Genomic DNA, 15220 nt, shown 5'->3' with positions numbered 1-15220 from the left:
GCAAAATCGGGCGGTTAGCTCAGCGGTAGAGCACTACCTTGACATGGTAGGGGTCACAGGTTCGAACCCTGTACCGCCCACCACGAAGTCCCTGGAAGGGGGCTGTCGTGAACTGCAAAGCCCGGCCCTGGCGCCGGGTTTTTACGTAGCAAGGCCAGCTTTCGGGCGGCAAGAACAAGATGGGCGGTTAGCTCAGCGGTAGAGCACTACCTTGACATGGTAGGGGTCACAGGTTCGAACCCTGTACCGCCCACCACCTGGCTCCCGGCATTGCCGGTGCAGCGGTGGATCACGACGGAAGCCGGCCTTGTGCCGGCTTTTCTCGTTTCAGGCATCGATCACGGTTCCACATGGTCAGCGTTGCACGACCAGGTCTTCGACGCTGATCATCCGCTGCAGCTTCCAGTGACCGTCCACGCGCTCCCAGAGCTGGGCGACGCGAACCGTCGCACCACGCGTGGGCTGGGCAACGCCGGGTTCGTGTTGCAGGGGCTGGTTGGCCAGCCTCAGGACCCGGTCCTGGCGCAGCCGGTAAAGCAGCAGGGAGGGCGAACCGCAATCCTGTCGTACGACGTCCGGCTGCTGGGTTTCGGCAAGCAGGATCTGGCTGCGAAGGGCCTCTTCAGTGGGCCCGTTGCCAGCGCCGAACAGGCTGGAGAGCAGCAGCATCAGGGCAAGCATCGGCATGGCACGGTGCTCCAGCGGGAAAGTGCACGCAGGCTGGCATGACATGTGGGGTGCTGCAGCCGGCCTGCGACGAAGGCCGGAATTGAACCGCCAAAGACGGCCGGGGGGCGATGAATCCGGGCCGTGCAGGCGTAGACTCCGGTCTACCGCGCAATCGCGCCGTCACTGCAAGGAGCTGCCGCATGAGTGATCACGTTCCGGTTTCCCGGCCCAATCCCATCATCGAACTGCTGTTCGGCGGCAACATGCTGGAGGGTACCTTCAAGGCGGTGATCTGGGTGGCCCTGCTGGCGGCAGTGCTGGCGTGGACCACGTTCCGCTGAGTCTTCCCGCTGCCTGCGGCACCGGCGGCGTCGCAGGCCTGCGCTCAGGCGCTGAAGGCCTGGCGCAGGCTGCGCAGCGTGGCCTGGCGATGTTCCTTTGCGGTCGCTTCGCCCATCTCCAGTTCCTGCAGGCGCAATCCCACCAGCGTCATCGACAACGCGTAGCCGCGTGCCGCATCGGCAGCACGCGAAAGGCCCAGTGCGCGGCGCGTCAGCGCGTTCACGTGTTCCAGGTCGGGCAGCAGCCCCAGGTAGACGCGCTCGGCGCTGTCCAGGTCGGGGGCACGCAGGATCGCGTGCGCTTCAGCAGCAGGGGAGACGGAGGCCATGGGGGGTCCTTGTCCGTTGCGGGCGCTCGATCAGAACGAGCGCATCAGGGAAACGAAGGCCGACGTCTGCGTACCGCGACGGGCCATCGGGCTGTCCTTTACTGCATCGCCGAACCACTGGTTGGCGACGACGCCGGTCGCGCGCCACTTCGTGCCCAAGGGCGTGCTGACTGCGATCTGCAGGCTCGGTGATGTCGCGCTGCCCGGGTTGTAGGCGGCAAGTCCCGAGCGCAGCGCTTCTTCGTCGGTGATGCCGTAGTAGTAGTCGAGCAGGCGCGCACTGGAGTGCACCACGCCGACCTTGGGCACCCAGGTGAAGCGACCGGCCTGGATCGGATAGCTGTAGTGCAGGCGCGACTCCATGCCACCTCCGTGCCCGGTGACCTCGCGCATCACGCTGGCCTCGACGATGCCCCAGTCGGCGCTGTACTCACCGTTGATGCCAGCCATGGCCGACATCTGCCGGCTGTGCAGGCGGCGCAGCTGCGGGTCGTTCACGTCGTCGGTCTTGAAGCGCAGCGTGTAGGGCGTGACTGCCGCCGAAAGGCGCAGGCCCTCGCGCTTGTACAGGTACATGCCCATCGAGCCCGGGCTGGCGAAGAAGCGCTCGCCCTGCCAGGCAATGGACGGTACGACCAGCGGCTTGACGTCGTAGTGGGCGTACGCCCCCGAGGTCGCGCCGGCACTGATACCGGCCTGCACGCCCGGGTTCCGGTCGGCGGCGTGGGTGATCAACGGCAGGCCGATGGCAGCGGAGAACAGCAACGGGCGCAGCAGGGTCGGGGACAGCGACGGCATCGATCAACCACTTTGCGGGGGATGGCTGTGCATGGTGCGGGCACAACATTGTCAGAACATTGCGCCTTCGCAACTGGCACACGAAGACGCCCAAACCTGGCGCCAGGCACTATGATCGGCACCGTTTCCGGTAGCCGAGCCTCTGATGCGCATCCTCCTGGTCGAAGACGATCCTGATCTGTCCCGTGCCCTGCAATCGGGGCTGGAGCGGCAGGGCGTGGTGGCCGATGTGGTCGGCAGCCTGGCGGAGGCGGCCATCGCACTGCGCGAACCGGTGCACCAGTTGATGCTGCTCGACCGGCAGCTGCCCGATGGCGATGGCGCTGGTTTCGTTGCCACTGCGCGGGCGCTGCGCCCCAACCTGGCGGTGATCATGCTGACCGCCAAGGGCACGCTGTCGGACAAGGTCGAGGGGCTGGACGTCGGTGCCGACGACTACCTGGTGAAGCCGGTGGCGATCGAGGAGCTGATGGCGCGGATCCGTGCTGTCTCGCGGCGGCCCTCTGCCATGGTGACACCGAGCCTGCATCTGGGCCGGCTGGAATTCGACTTCGAATCGCTGCAGGCACAGGTGGAGGGCCAACCGCTGGCGCTGCCGCGGCGCCAGGTGCTGGTACTGCAGGCACTGGCGATGCGCCAGGGGCGCACGGTCACCCGCACGGCACTGGAGGCCGCGGTGTACGGCTTCGACGATGAGATCCAGTCCAATGCGCTCGATGCGCACATTTCCAAGCTGCGCAAGGCGCTGCAGCAGGCCGGGGCGGGCGTTGAAATCCATGTGATCCGGGGCGTCGGCTACCTGCTGGCGGAGGCCTGAGATGGCGCGTCCGACACGTCCGATCCGTTCCATCACGCTGGGGTTGGCCTGGCGGTTGTTCCTGGCGCAGGCCTTCACCGTGCTGTTCGCCGTTGTTGCGCTGATCCTGACCTGGGGCGACAAGGACACCTGGGGCATGGACATGTTCATGGCTGAAGCCGTGGCCAAGGCCGTGCATAGTGAAGGCGGGCGGTTGGTGCTGGACCAGGCGCGCTGGAACAAGCTCGACGCCGAAGCCGGGGGCAACCTCTGGTTCGCGGCGGTCGACGACAAGGGTGTCTGGCTGGAGCGCGGCACGATTCCGGCGATCCACGCCCCGCTGCTCGCGCGCCTGCCGACGCTGGGTGCCACCGAACTCGGCTCGCTGGTGCCGCCGTACCTGGACGTGGCGCGGGTGATGATCCGCAAGGAAGATGGTCGCCGCATCACGGTGATGGTGGGTGGGGCGCCGAAGGGCGGGTTGCTGGACGGTGCGCTGATGGTGCTGCGCCTGATCGGGCTGTGGTTTTTCCTGCCGCTGATCGTGATCACGCTGCTGGTCATGCCGACCGTGATCCACCGCGCGATGCGCGGCGTGCGCCGCTCCGCACAACAGGCCAAGGAGCTGGATATCGGCCAGCCGGGGGCGCGTCTGGATGCGCAGCTGGTGTCGACCGAGGTCGCACCGCTGGTGGAAGCCTTCAACGACGCGATCGACAAGGTGCAGCAGGGGTATGCCGCGCGTGACAAGTTCCTCGCCGATGCCGCGCACGAACTGCGGGTGCCGATTGCAGTGGTGCAGGCGCGCCTGTCGCAGTTGCCGCAGGGCGAGCTGAAGTCGCAGCTGCTGACCGACGTGGCGCGGCTCGGTAACGTTGCCGAGCACCTGCTTGACCTGCAGCGACTTGATCGTAATGTCGGCGCACTGCAGCGGCTGGATCTGGCGTTGCTGGTGCGCGAAGCGGCCGCCGATCTGGCGCCGCTGGTGGTGGGGGCCGGTTACGGCTTCGAAGTGGATGCGCCCGAGATGCCAGTGTGGATCCATGGCGACAGCCTGGCGCTGGGGCGGGTGATCGCCAACCTGGTGCACAACGCCATCGTCCACGGCGGCGGACGCGGCACCATCTGCGTGCGCCTGGATGCACGTGGCCTGCTGGAGGTCAGCGACCAGGGCGCCGGTATTCCGGTGGGCGACCGTGAAGCGATCTTCGAGCCGTTCCATCGTCTGCGCGCAGCGGGTAGCGGTAGTGGCCTGGGCCTGCATCTGGTGAAGGAAATCGTGCAGCATCACGGCGGTTCAGTCAGTGTCGGCGAAGCTGCCGGCGGTGGTGCCAGCTTCCGGGTCAACTTCCATCGCGGCACCGTCCGGCGCTGACAGCCACGCGGGGAAATCCCCGATAGGCAACCTGCTACGTCCCTCGGCAGGCTGCTGGAATGGTTCCCGAACGATCCGCTCCGGCACTGTTTGGCCCCGGCTGCGCCGCCGGCCTGGTGCTGGGCGCGCTGGCCTGCGTGCAGATGCCGGCACTGCTGCCGTTGTGGCTGAGCGCGCCGATGGCCGTTGCCGGCGTCGCGGGCTGGCTGCTGCGCTGGCGCGGCCGCGCGTGGGCTGCAGTCCTGCTCGGCCTGGCATGGGCAACAGTGCACGGGCAGTGGGCCCTGCACGGCCAGCTTCCACCCGGTGCGCCGCCGCAGGATGTGCAGGTGCGGGGGCGGGTGGCCGATCTTCCACGGAGAGGGCCCGGCTACACGCGTTTCGTGCTGCACGTGGATGAGGCCGATGCGCTGCCAGTGCTGCGTGGCAAGCGCCTGCAGGTCACCTGGAACGACCCGTGGCGCGGATCGCCAGCGCACCAGGCGGAGGGCGGGCGCCACGCGGTTCGTGCGGGATCACATTGGCAGTTGTCGTTGCGCGTGCGCGCGCCACGCTCGCGGATCAATCCTGGCGGCTTCGACGGCGAACGCCATGCATTGCTGCGCGGTATTTCCGGCAATGGCACGGTGCGCGACCCCGGCGCTGCGCGTGAGCGCGCGCCTGCACAGGGCCTGCCGGCCTGGCGCGAGCGCAGCAGTGACGCCATCGCAACGCAGGTGGCACATCCTGCCGCGCGGTTCGTGCAGGCCCTGGCACTGGGCGACACGCGCGGCCTGTCCGATGCCGACTGGGAGCACCTGCGCGCGCTGGGCCTGACCCATCTGGTCGCCATTTCCGGTTTCCACGTTGGCGTGGTGGCTGGCTTTGGCGTACTGCTGTGCCGCGTGTCGTGGTGGCTGTGCCCGGTGCTGGGACGGTTCTGGCCTCGGCCGCAGGCGGCGGCATGGGGTGCGGCGCTGGCCGCAGCCGTCTATGCCGTGGCCGCCGGCGGCGCGCTTCCAACAGTGCGTGCGGCGCTGATGATCGGGCTGGTGGCACTGGCCCGTGCCGGGCGTCGCCCGGTGGGTGCGGGGCAGGGACTGGCCCTGGCCGCGATGGTGATGCTGCTGCCGGCGCCGCTGTCGGTGCTGTCGGCCGGCTTCTGGCTCAGTTTCGGGGGCGTGCTGTGGCTGCTGTGGTGCCTGCCACGAACCGGGCCGGACGGCGTCGGTGGGGGCCTGCGCGGCTTTCTGGCCGCCCAGGGCGTGGCCAGCCTCGGCCTGTTGCCGCTGTGCGTAGCCCTGTTCGGCGGCACCGCGCGCTTGGGGCCGCTGGTCAATCTGCCGATCATTCCGTGGTGGACCCTGCTGGTGGTGCCGTTGTCGCTGCTGGGTACCGGCCTGCACGCGTTGCATGATGGCGCCGGGCGCTGGGCATGGCGCGCCGCCGCCTGGCTGTTCGAGCTCAGCTGGCAGGCCCTGCAGCCACTGGCGCTGCACCCGCAGGCGATATGGTGGCTGGCCGAGGCACCGCGCTGGGCGGTGCCGGCGGCAGTGGCGGGGGTGTTCTGGTGGCTGCTGCCACGCGGCGCTGGCGGTGGCCTGGCAGGCCTGCTGCTGTGCCTGCCGCTTCTGTGGCCCGCCCGGCATGCACCGGCTGAAGGCGAACTGGAGCTGCTGGTGCACGACGTAGGGCAGGGCACCGCGGTGCTGGTGCGTACGGCGAGGCACGCACTCTGGTACGACGTGGGGCCGCCGACCGGCGGCGACGGCAACGAACGCATTCTGGTCCCGGCCCTGCGCGCGCTCGGACAGGGGCCGCCGCAGCAGGCGATGCTCAGCCATGACCATCTTGATCACACCGGCAGCCTGCCGAGCCTGCGAAGGCAGCTGCCCGGGCTGCAGCTGCTGGCGCCACCGGGCAGCACCATCGCCGGCGCCGCGCCCTGCCAGCAGGGGATGCGCTGGCAGTGGGACGGGGTTGATTTCCAGGTCCTGCACCCGGCGCCGGGCAGCCGCCAGGCCGAGAATGAAGACAGCTGCGTGCTGCGCGTCGCCAGCCGTCACGGCGTGGTCCTGCTGCCTGGCGATATCGGCCGCCCGGCCGAGCAGGCGCTGCTGAAGGCATACCCGGCAGCGCTGAAGGCGGATGTGGTGCTGGTGCCGCACCATGGCAGCGGCGGCAGTTCCAGCGCGCCGTGGGTCGAGGCCGTGGCGCCACGGCTGGCGGTGGTCTCGGCCGGGCACCGCAACCGCTTCGGGCACCCCCGCCAGGACGTGGTCCAGCGCTGGCAGGCGCAAGGGGCCGAGGTGCTGGCCACGGCCGATTCCGGGGCGATCCGCATATGGCTTGGCGCACAAGGGCTGCAGCTGCGTGAACAGCGCATCCACGCATCCCGGTGGTGGGATGCCGCTGGGCGGGCGCGGTCGGCTGCTATCCTATCGCCGATCGAACAAGCGGCCGTTGGGCCGGAGGGTTGAAACGTGTGGGAACTGGTCAAGGCCGGTGGCTGGCCGATGGTGCCGCTGCTGCTGTTGGGCGTACTGGCTTTGGCGATCATCCTGGAGCGTTTCTGGTCCCTGCGACGTACTGAAGTGCTGCCGCCCGGCCTCGGCCAGGAAGTGCGCAACTGGGCGGCACGCGGCAAGCTCGACCCGGCCCACCTGCAGACCCTGCGCGCGAACTCGCCGCTGGGCGCGCTGCTGGCCGCAGCGCTGGAAGCACGCAACCGCCCGCGCGACCAGATCCGCGAGCGCATCGAAGACACCGGCCGCCACCTGGTGCACCGCATGGAGCGTTTCCTCAACGCGCTGGGCACCATCGCATCGGCCGGGCCGCTGCTGGGCCTGCTGGGCACGGTGATCGGCATGATCCAGATGTTCCTGGGCATCCTCGACCATGGCGTGGGTGATGTGAACCAGCTGGCCGGTGGTATCGGCAAGGCGCTGGTGTGCACCGCCACCGGCATGATCGTTGCCATTCCAGCACTGATGTTCCACCGCTACTTCAAGGGCCGCATCCATGGTTATGTGGTAGAGATGGAGCAGGAAGCCAGCGCGCTGCTGGATACGCTGGATGGCCGCCCCGGCGTGATGAACCCTGCCGCTGCCACGCGCCCGGCCGGCGCGGCCACGGCGAAGGCCTGATCGATGCGTATCGGCAACGACCGATCCCAGGATGAGCCGCATATCGACCTGGTGCCACTGATCGACGTCATCCTGGTGCTGATCATCTTCTTCGTGGTCACCACCACCTTCGATGCGCGCTCGACACTCCAGGTGGAGCTGCCTACGGCCAGCCAGCAGCCCAGCAATGAGCCGCCGCGCTCGTTGAGCGTGCTGATCAACGCCGAAGGCCGCTACTTCATCAATGACCAGGAAGTGCTGCGCAGCGACGTCGAGTCGGTCAAGCAGACCATCGCGGCCGTTGCCGGCAGCGACCGTACCCAGCCGGTGCTGTTGCGTGCCGATGCCCGCACGCCCTATCAGGCCGTGGTGACCGCGCAGGATGCGCTGGGTCAGCTCGGCTTCCGCCGTATTGCCATTGCAACAGCACCCGAGGTGCGTCCATGAGTTCCAAACACGCGCCGGTGTGGCCGATCTACAAACGTCTGCTGGGATACACCCGTGCCTACTGGGGCATGATGGTCGCCGCCGTCATCGCCATGGCGGTGGAGTCGGTAGCCGGCTACCACTTCACCAAGCTGATGGAGCCGCTGGTCAACCGTGGCTTCGTCAATCCCGAACCGAAAATGGCGGTGATCCTGCCGCTGACCATCCTTGGCCTGTTCCTGATGCGCAGCGCCGCCACCTGGGTGAGCGACTACGCGCTGGCCAAGACCGGTCGCAGCGTGGTGCGCGACCTGCGTGAACAGGTGCTGGCCAAGTACCTGCACCTGCCGTCCTCGCATTTCGATACCGAATCGACACCGGTGATGGTCAGCCGCCTCAACTTCGATACCGAGCAGGTTACCCAGGCCAGCGCCGATGCGCTCAAGACCGTGGTTGCCGACACCCTGACCATCATCGCCATGCTGGCGGTGATGCTGCAGATGAGCGTCAAGGTGACCGTGGCCATGCTGGTGGTGGTGCCGATGATCGGCGTGATCGTGTCTTACGTGGGCAAGCGCTACCGGCGCATCAGCCGCGGTATCCAGGACGGCATGGGCACGATGGCGCAGACCGCCGAGCAGTCACTGGCGGCCCAGCAGGAAGTGAAGGTGCACGGCACCCAGCAGCATGAGATGTCGCGCTACTCGCGCCTGGCCAACCGCATGCTGGCGCTGAACATGAAGGTGGAAATCACCCGTGCCGGTGCCTCCAGCGTGGTCCAGTTCCTGGCCGCGCTGGCGCTGGCGGTGATCGTCTGGGTGTCGACCCGCGAAGCACTGGCAGGGCGCCTCAATGCCGGCCAGTTCATGGGCCTGATGATCTCGATGACGGCGATCATCCCGTCACTGCGCCGCCTGACCAGCGTGCAGTCCTCGATCTCCCGCGGTGTGTCCGCCGCCGAGCGCCTGTTCGACATCCTCGACATGCCGGTCGAGCGCGACGAAGGCCGCAACACGGTGCAGCGCGTGCGTGGCGAACTGGCCTTCGAGCACGTCATGCTGCGTTACCGCGAAGACAGTGGCATCGCCCTGGACGACATCAGCTTCGTGGCCAAGCCGGGTACGGTCACCGCCATCGTTGGTCGATCCGGCAGCGGCAAGACCAGCCTGATCCGGCTGGTGCCGCGCTTCTACGAACCCAGCGGCGGGCGCATCACCCTCGACGGGGTGGCACTGGACGACTATCCGCTGGCCGACCTGCGTCGCCAGGTGGCGATGGTCGGGCAGAAGGTCATGTTGTTCGACGACACCATCGGCGCCAACATCGCCTATGGCATGGACGCGACGGATGAACAGATCCGAGCGGCAGCTGAAGCCGCGAATGCCTGGGAGTTCATCGCACGCATGCCGCAGCAGCTGCAGACCCCGGTGGGCGAGAACGGCGCGCTGCTGTCCGGTGGCCAGCGCCAGCGCCTGGCGATCGCCCGTGCGATCCTGCGCGACGCGCCGATCCTGATCCTCGATGAAGCCACCGCAGCGCTGGACAACGAATCGGAGCGCCTGGTGCAGGACGCGCTGCAACGATTGATGCCCGAGCGCACCACGCTGGTCATCGCGCATCGCCTGTCGACCATCGAGCATGCAGACCAGGTGCTGGTGATGGACCACGGTCGCATCGTCGAGCGCGGTACCCACAAGGAGCTGCTCACCATGGGTGGCCTGTACCAGCATCTGCACAGCATGCAGTTCCGCGAAAGGCAGGACTGATGGCCGGCAAGGGTACCCAGACCCCGCCGTACTGGTACGACGGCACCCCGGTTCCGTGGGCGATGCGCCTGCTGGCGCCGCTGTATGCCGGCGTCACCGCGCTGCGCCGGCGCGCCTATCGGCGTGGCTGGCGCAAGCGCTACACGCTGCCGGTGCCGGTCATCGTGGTTGGCAACATCACCGCCGGTGGAACTGGCAAGACGCCGCTGACCATCGCGCTGGTGGAGCGCCTGCGTGCCGCCGGTTGGAAGCCGGGCGTGGCCAGTCGTGGCTACGGCCGCGAAGATGCCGACAAGCCGCTGTGGGTCAAGGCCGATACGCCGACCGCCAAGGGCGGTGACGAGCCGGTGCTGATTGCCTGGAAGACCGGCGTGCCGGTGCGCGTGGACAGTGATCGTGTTGCAGCCGGCAAGGCGCTGATCGAGGCCGGCTGCGATGTGATCGTCTGCGACGACGGCCTGCAGCACTACCGGCTGGCACGCGACATCGAGATCGAGGTGGTCGATGCGCAGCGCCGCTACGGCAATGGCCGGATGATCCCGGCCGGGCCGCTGCGCGAACCGGTCAGCCGTGCCAGCGAATGCGACTTCCGTGTAGTGAATCTGGGTCAGGCCGACGAAGAGACCGCGACGCAGGCCTGTGGCTTCGGCCAGTGGCCGATGGCCCTGCACATCGACAGCGCACAACCGCTGGCCGGTGGCCGTGCCCGTCCGCTGTCGTATTTCAAGGGCCAGCGCGTGCACGCCGTGGCCGGCATCGCCCACCCGCAGCGCTTCTTCGACATGCTGCGCGCGCGTGGCATCGGCGTCGTGCCGCACGCCTTCGCTGACCATCAGGCCTATCAGCCGCAGGACCTGTCCTTTGGCAGCCAGCTGCCGGTGCTGATGACCGAGAAGGACGCGGTGAAATGCCGCGCGTTCGGCAATGACTGGCACTACGCGGTCCCGCTGCGCGCCGAGCTGCCTGCCGCATTCTGGGTGGCGCTGACCGACCGCCTGGACAAGCTGCGACCGAACTGAGTGGCGCGGCGGCGCTTGCATTCATGCGCCGCCGGCCGCATTCCCGTTGTAACGAGCCTGCCGAGTACCGCCCCATGACCGAATTCGTCGTCGCCATCCCGGCCCGCTATGCCGCCTCGCGGCTGCCGGGCAAGCCGCTGCGCCCGCTGGGCGGTGAGCCGCTGGTGCTGCACGTGGCGCGTCGCGCGCTGCAGGCCGGTGCCGGCGAGGTCTGGGTCGCTACCGACGATCAACGCATTGCCGACGCACTGTCCGGGCTGGCCGAAGTGAAGGTGGCGATGACCGCCACCTCGCATGCCTCCGGTACCGACCGCCTGGCCGAGTGCGCGCGCATCGCCGGCTGGGCCGATGACACTGTCGTGGTCAACCTGCAGGGCGACGAGCCGTTCGCGCCGGCGGCGGGTATCCGCGCGGTGGCCCAGGCACTGGTTGAAGGCAATGCGCCGATGTCGACCCTCGCCACGACCGTCGAAGACGCGCATACCCTGTTCGACCCGAACGTGGTGAAGCTCGTGCGCAACGTGCGCAACGAGGCGATGTACTTCAGCCGCGCCCCGATCGCCTGGCACCGCGATGGCTTTGCACGCAGCCGTGACACGCTGCCGGCCGGTCACAACTGGCTGCGCCACATCGGCATCTACGGCTATCGCGCCGGTTTCCTGCAGCAGTTTGCGGCGTTGCCGCCGGGCCAGCTGGAGCAGATCGAATCGCTGGAACAGCTGCGCGTGCTGGAAGCGGGTTTCCCGATCAGCGTGGCGATCTCGCCCGAACCGTTCCCGCCGGGCATCGACACGCCCGAGGACCTGGAACGCGCCGAAGCATTGCTGCAGACGCTGGCTGCCCGATGAAGCTGCTGGTCGTCTGCCTCGGCAACATCTGCCGTTCGCCGATGGCCGAAGGTGCGCTGCGCGCGCGCCTGGACGCCTCGCCGCTGGCTGGTCGGGTGCAGGTCGATTCGGCCGGCACCGGCGACTGGCATGTGGGCGAGCCACCGGACCGGCGAGCGATCGCCTGCGCGGCCGGGCATGGCGTGGACATCGGCGGCCTGCGCGCGCGCCAGCTGCAGGTCGCGGATTTCGACCGCTTCGACTGGATCCTGTGCGCCGATGAGGCCAACCTGCGCGATGCGGGTCGCCTGGCCACACCCGCCCAGCGCGAACGCCTGGCGCTGTACCTGCCGTGGTCCGGCGGGCAGGGCAGGGGTGCGATCCCGGACCCGTACACCGGCGGCAGTGAGCATTTCGAACAGGTCTGGACATTGGTCGACGATGCTGCAAAACGTGCCGTGGCACGACTGTTGCATGACGCCGACTCCGGCATAATCGGGCCATGAACGTCCAGCCCGTCCCGGACCTGCCCGAGTTCGCCACCTGGCTCAACGCCACCCCCTGCACCCTGACCGAACTGCGCGGTCGGCCGGTGGCGCTGTTGTTCGTCAACGCCGCTTCCGCCTGGAGCGCGCAACGCCTGGCCGAGTTCGGCCAATGGCTGTCGCGCCACCCCGGCAAGCTGCAGCCGCTGGTGCTGCAGGTGCCGCGCTTCGATTTCGAACGCGAGGCCGGCGCCGCATTGAAGCTGCTGCGTCGCCAGGGCCTGACAATGCCGGTCCTGCTCGATGCCGACTGGGATGGCTGGCGCCGCTTCGGCATCACCGCCTGGCCGACCCTGGTGCTGCTGGATGCGCAGGGGCGCGAGCAACAACGGTTGGTCGGGCAGGGGGCACCCGGTGAGCTGGAGCGTGCCTTGAACGCGCTGTGCGAAGGCGCACCGTCGGCGCCGCCGCGTGGCGGCAGCGAACTGCACCCGGAACCCCGCCAGGCGCTGCGCTTCCCGCTGGGCCTGGCAGTCAGTACCGAACGCCTGTACATCGCCGACAGCGGCCATCACCGCATCCTCGAATGCAGCCATGGTGGTCGCATCCTTCGCCAGTTCGGGCTGGGCACCGCCGATTTCATGGACGGCAACCTCGCCGAAGCCGCGTTCCACCGCCCGCAGGCGCTGGTGCTGGAGCGCGATTCGCTGTACGTCGCCGACACAGGCAACCACGCGGTGCGTCGTATCAACCTGCTGACCGGGATCGTCGACACGCTGTGCGGCAACGGTCGTCCCGGTGCACCGATGGAAGGGCCGGTCGCGCAGGCGCGGCAGGTTGCGCTGGACCATCCGGTCGGCCTGGCCATCGCCGACAATCAGCTGCACATCGCCATGGCCGGCGACAACCGCATCTGGAGCTACCACCTGGGCCAGCGCAGCCTGCAATGGCGCGCGGGCAGTGGTTCCATCGACGAGCGTGATGGCAGCGGGCATCTGGCCGCCTTCGCCCAACCCACCGCGTTGGCCGTGGTGCAGCAGGTGCTGTACGTGGCTGATGCGTTGGGATCTTCAGTGCGTGCACTGCAGCTGCGCGGCGACCTGGTGCAGACCCTGGTCGGGCAGGGGCCGTGGCGCTTCGGCAGCGAAGACGGTCCGCGTTCGGACGCCAGCCTGCAGTTCCCACAGGCGATCGCGCTCAGCCCGGATGCGCCGCTGTTGTGGATTGCCGATACCGGCAACGGCCGCCTGCGCACGCTGCGCCTGGGCGGTGGCGAACTGACCACCCAGCCGTTGCCACGACGCCTGCATGGCCCGGCGGGGTTGGCGGTAGGCGCCGGTGCGGTGTGGATCGCCGAGACCGACGCCCATGCCGTGCTGCGATTCGACCCGGATAGCGGCGTGCTCAGCGAAGTCCCGATCAGCGAATGACAGACGTTCCCGCCCCGGCCTTCGACGGCAAGGCCTTCGCGGCCCAGCTCAGTACCGCCCCTGGCGTGTACCGCATGTACGCCGCCGACGACACGTTGCTGTACGTGGGCAAGGCGCGCGCGCTGCGCAACCGTGTCGGCAGCTATTTCAACGGCAGCCCGAAGAACGCGCGGATCATGTCGATGATCTCGCAGATCGCGCGCATGGACGTGACCGTGACGCGCTCGGAAGCCGAGGCGCTGCTGCTGGAAAACCAGCTGATCAAATCACTGTCGCCGCGTTACAACGTCTCGTTGCGCGACGACAAGACCTATCCGCACGTGCTGCTGACCCGAGAGAACTGGCCGCGCATCGCGCTGCATCGCGGTCCGCGCGCCATTCCCGGCCGCTACTTCGGGCCGTATCCCGGCGTTACCGCCGTGCGCGAAACGCTGAACCTGATGCACAAGCTGTTCAAGCTGCGCAGCTGCGAGGACAGCGTGTTCCGCAACCGCTCGCGGCCGTGCCTGCAGTACCAGATCGGTCGCTGCAGCGCGCCCTGCGTGGAGCTGGTGCCGGCGCCGGACTACGCCGAATCGGTGCGTCGCGCCGCACTGTTCCTGGAAGGCAAGAGCGACGAGCTGACCCGCGAACTGGGCGAGCAGATGCAGGCCGCCAGCGAGGCACTGGAGTTCGAGCAGGCCGCGCGCCTGCGCGACCTGATCTCCTCGCTGCGCAGCATGCAGACCCGCCAGTACGTGGATGGCCGTGCCGCCGATCTGGACGTGCTGGCGGTGGCCATGCAGGGTTCGCAGGCCTGCGTGCTGCTGTTGGCTTTCCGCGATGGCCGCAACCTCGGTACCCGCCCGTTCTTCCCACGCACCAACGGTGAAGATAGCCCGGAGGAAGTGCTGGCCGCGTTCGTCTCGCAGTACTACATCGAATTCGAGCCGCCGCGCGAGATCCTGCTGGATCGCGAGATTCCCGATGCCGACCTGCTGGTGGCCGCGCTGTCGGCCTCGGCCGAGCGCAAGGTGCAGCTGAAGTGGAACGTGCGCGGCGAACGCGCCGGCTATGTGGAACTGGCCAGCCGCAACGCGCAGCTGACCCTGGCGACCGAACTCAACAGCCGCAACGCGCAGCACGCGCGCAGCGACGCGCTGCGCGACATGCTGGGCCTGGCCGAGCCGGTCAAGCGTGTTGAATGTTTCGATATCAGCCATACCATGGGTGAGGCCACCGTGGCCTCATGCGTGGTGTTCGACGCCGCCGGTCCGGTGCGCGCGCAGTACCGCCGCTTCAATATCAGCGGCATCGAGCCGGGCGACGACTACGCCGCCATGCGCCAGGCCATCGATCGCCGCTTCCGCCGTGCAGTGGAAGAGCAGGGCGTGCTGCCGGACGTGCTGCTGATCGACGGCGGCGCCGGCCAGTTGGCCCAGGCCCAGGCCGCGCTGGCCGACCTGGGCGTGGAAGGCGTGTTGCTGGTGGGCGTGGCCAAGGGCGTGGAACGCCGCGCCGGCCACGAAGCGCTGGTGATGCCCGATGGCCGCGAGCTGCGCCCGGGCGCGGCCAATCCGGCGCTGCAGTTCATCCAGCAGGTGCGCGATGAGGCGCACCGCTTCGCCATCACCGGCCACCGCGGCCGCCGCCAGAAGGCGCGGATGACCAGCAAGCTGGAGGACATCCCTGGTATCGGGCCGCGCCGCCGCGCCAGCCTGCTCAAGCATTTCGGCGGCCTGGTGGGCCTGAAAGCCGCTGGCGAAGCGGAAATCGCCAAGGTGGAAGGCATCAATGACGCCCTCGCGGCACGTATCTACGCTAACCTGCACGGGTTGGCCACGCCTGATGCGGCCGAGTAGAGAGAGAAGCACGC

15 protein-coding genes and 2 tRNA genes are annotated in these 15220 nt (G+C 68.4%); 14 read left to right on the top strand and 3 right to left on the bottom strand.

Annotated elements, in window-relative coordinates; all coding sequences use genetic code 11:
• Positions 1 to 8: 8 nt before the first annotated feature.
• Together V3B64_RS06820 and V3B64_RS06815 are read left to right on the top strand one after the other, a co-directional pair.
• Positions 9 to 83, top strand: a tRNA-Val gene (locus tag V3B64_RS06820).
• A 98-nt stretch (positions 84 to 181) separates the two neighbouring features.
• A tRNA-Val gene (locus V3B64_RS06815) sits at positions 182 to 256 on the top strand.
• 98 nt (positions 257 to 354) lie between these two features.
• On the opposite strand, the gene V3B64_RS06810 is transcribed toward V3B64_RS06815, so the two are convergent.
• Entirely contained in the window at positions 355 to 687 is a 333-nt protein-coding gene (locus V3B64_RS06810; RefSeq protein ID WP_125893534.1) for a hypothetical protein, read from the bottom strand.
• 182 nt (positions 688 to 869) lie between these two features.
• Between V3B64_RS06810 and V3B64_RS06805 the strand changes: the two genes are divergently transcribed.
• On the top strand, positions 870 to 1010 hold the full coding sequence (locus V3B64_RS06805; protein ID WP_165929929.1) for a hypothetical protein: 141 nt from the start codon (positions 870 to 872) through the stop codon (positions 1008 to 1010).
• A 44-nt stretch (positions 1011 to 1054) separates the two neighbouring features.
• On the opposite strand, the gene V3B64_RS06800 is transcribed toward V3B64_RS06805, so the two are convergent.
• The gene (locus V3B64_RS06800; protein WP_032128898.1) at positions 1055 to 1339 is read right to left on the bottom strand and encodes a hypothetical protein; all 285 of its coding nucleotides are present in this window, start codon (positions 1337 to 1339) and stop codon (positions 1055 to 1057) included.
• A gap of 30 nt (positions 1340 to 1369) precedes the next feature.
• Positions 1370 to 2137 carry a MipA/OmpV family protein gene (locus tag V3B64_RS06795; RefSeq protein ID WP_329913840.1) on the bottom strand — a complete coding sequence of 256 codons (768 nt, stop codon included), beginning with the start codon at positions 2135 to 2137 and terminating at the stop codon, positions 1370 to 1372.
• Positions 2138 to 2282: 145 nt separating this feature from the next.
• Here V3B64_RS06795 and V3B64_RS06790 point away from each other — a divergent pair, with 145 nt between their 5' ends.
• The 11 genes from V3B64_RS06790 (at position 2283) to uvrC (ending at position 15206) form a co-directional block, all read left to right on the top strand.
• Positions 2283 to 2954, top strand: coding sequence for a response regulator transcription factor (locus tag V3B64_RS06790; protein WP_329913839.1), 672 nt, complete (start codon positions 2283 to 2285; stop codon positions 2952 to 2954).
• Between the two features lies 1 nt (position 2955).
• Positions 2956 to 4308: a HAMP domain-containing sensor histidine kinase gene (locus tag V3B64_RS06785; RefSeq protein ID WP_049399928.1), complete on the top strand. Its 1353-nt coding sequence runs from the start codon at positions 2956 to 2958 to the stop codon at positions 4306 to 4308.
• A 59-nt stretch (positions 4309 to 4367) separates the two neighbouring features.
• Positions 4368 to 6767, top strand: coding sequence for a DNA internalization-related competence protein ComEC/Rec2 (locus tag V3B64_RS06780; RefSeq protein ID WP_329913838.1), 2400 nt, complete (start codon positions 4368 to 4370; stop codon positions 6765 to 6767).
• Between the two features lie 3 nt (positions 6768 to 6770).
• Positions 6771 to 7433, top strand: coding sequence for a MotA/TolQ/ExbB proton channel family protein (locus tag V3B64_RS06775; RefSeq protein ID WP_019337175.1), 663 nt, complete (start codon positions 6771 to 6773; stop codon positions 7431 to 7433).
• 3 nt (positions 7434 to 7436) lie between these two features.
• Positions 7437 to 7859 (top strand): biopolymer transporter ExbD, encoded by a 423-nt coding sequence (locus tag V3B64_RS06770; RefSeq protein ID WP_032128903.1) that lies wholly within the window; start codon positions 7437 to 7439, stop codon positions 7857 to 7859.
• On the top strand, positions 7856 to 9604 hold the full coding sequence (gene msbA, locus V3B64_RS06765) for a lipid A export permease/ATP-binding protein MsbA (protein WP_032128904.1): 1749 nt from the start codon (positions 7856 to 7858) through the stop codon (positions 9602 to 9604). The genes V3B64_RS06770 and msbA overlap by 4 nt, the downstream gene beginning before the upstream one ends.
• Positions 9604 to 10623 carry a tetraacyldisaccharide 4'-kinase gene (lpxK, locus tag V3B64_RS06760; RefSeq protein ID WP_285302845.1) on the top strand — a complete coding sequence of 340 codons (1020 nt, stop codon included), beginning with the start codon at positions 9604 to 9606 and terminating at the stop codon, positions 10621 to 10623. The genes msbA and lpxK overlap by 1 nt, the downstream gene beginning before the upstream one ends.
• Before the next feature lie 74 nt (positions 10624 to 10697).
• Positions 10698 to 11471 carry a 3-deoxy-manno-octulosonate cytidylyltransferase gene (kdsB, locus tag V3B64_RS06755; RefSeq protein WP_329810173.1) on the top strand — a complete coding sequence of 258 codons (774 nt, stop codon included), beginning with the start codon at positions 10698 to 10700 and terminating at the stop codon, positions 11469 to 11471.
• Entirely contained in the window at positions 11468 to 11956 is a 489-nt protein-coding gene (locus V3B64_RS06750) for a low molecular weight protein-tyrosine-phosphatase (RefSeq protein ID WP_032128907.1), read from the top strand. The genes kdsB and V3B64_RS06750 overlap by 4 nt, the downstream gene beginning before the upstream one ends.
• The gene (locus tag V3B64_RS06745) at positions 11953 to 13365 is read left to right on the top strand and encodes a hypothetical protein (RefSeq protein ID WP_182267553.1); all 1413 of its coding nucleotides are present in this window, start codon (positions 11953 to 11955) and stop codon (positions 13363 to 13365) included. Before V3B64_RS06750 ends, V3B64_RS06745 begins: the two co-directional genes overlap by 4 nt.
• Positions 13362 to 15206, top strand: coding sequence for an excinuclease ABC subunit UvrC (gene uvrC / locus V3B64_RS06740; RefSeq protein ID WP_329913837.1), 1845 nt, complete (start codon positions 13362 to 13364; stop codon positions 15204 to 15206). Before V3B64_RS06745 ends, uvrC begins: the two co-directional genes overlap by 4 nt.
• Positions 15207 to 15220 lie beyond the last annotated feature (14 nt).

Origin of the sequence: Stenotrophomonas sp. SMYL86, from assembly GCF_036320025.1 — a bacterium.
GTDB lineage: Bacteria > Pseudomonadota > Gammaproteobacteria > Xanthomonadales > Xanthomonadaceae > Stenotrophomonas > Stenotrophomonas maltophilia_A.
Note: the sequence above shows the minus strand (reverse complement) of the source record. Positions and strands in the feature narration are given on the sequence as shown.